At 43.3% G+C, this 455-nt stretch carries 1 protein-coding gene; it reads left to right on the top strand.

The genetic code is table 11. From position 1 onward, the window contains the following. Window positions 1-78: 78 nt before the first annotated feature. Window positions 79-455 (top strand): BRO-N domain-containing protein (locus B0181_RS11685; RefSeq protein ID WP_143821611.1); only part of this gene is annotated, 377 nt, incomplete at its 3' end.

Raw genomic sequence — 455 nt, 5'->3', positions numbered from 1 at the left:
GGTACACGAGAAAATAGGGCAAATTTCCGTAACTCCGATTCAGGGTTACGACAAACCTATCAAAAAGGGAAAACAGAAATGAAAACTTTAACTTTCCAAAATATCACCCTAGTGCCTGCCAAAGTGGATAATCAAATTTGGCTGTCGTCATCAGATTTGGCAAATGCGCTTGGGTATGCACAATCAAGAGCTATCACCAAGCTATACAACGAAAATGCCGATGAGTTTACATATGGCATGACAACCCTTGTGGATAACCCAAGAATGAAAAATGCCAAAATCCGCATTTTCTCACTTCGTGGTTGCCACCTTGTCGCCATGTTTTCACGCACCACTGTGGCAAAAGAATTTCGTAAATGGGTGCTAGATATTTTGGATAAAGAAGTGGGTATTCAAACCACTGCCGCCGACCGCACCCCACTACGCCAAGCCATTAGTGCTTTGGTAGGTGCTAA

This window comes from Moraxella caviae, from assembly GCF_002014985.1.
GTDB classification, from domain to species: Bacteria; Pseudomonadota; Gammaproteobacteria; order Pseudomonadales; family Moraxellaceae; genus Moraxella; species Moraxella caviae.
Note: the sequence above shows the minus strand (reverse complement) of the source record. Positions and strands in the feature narration are given on the sequence as shown.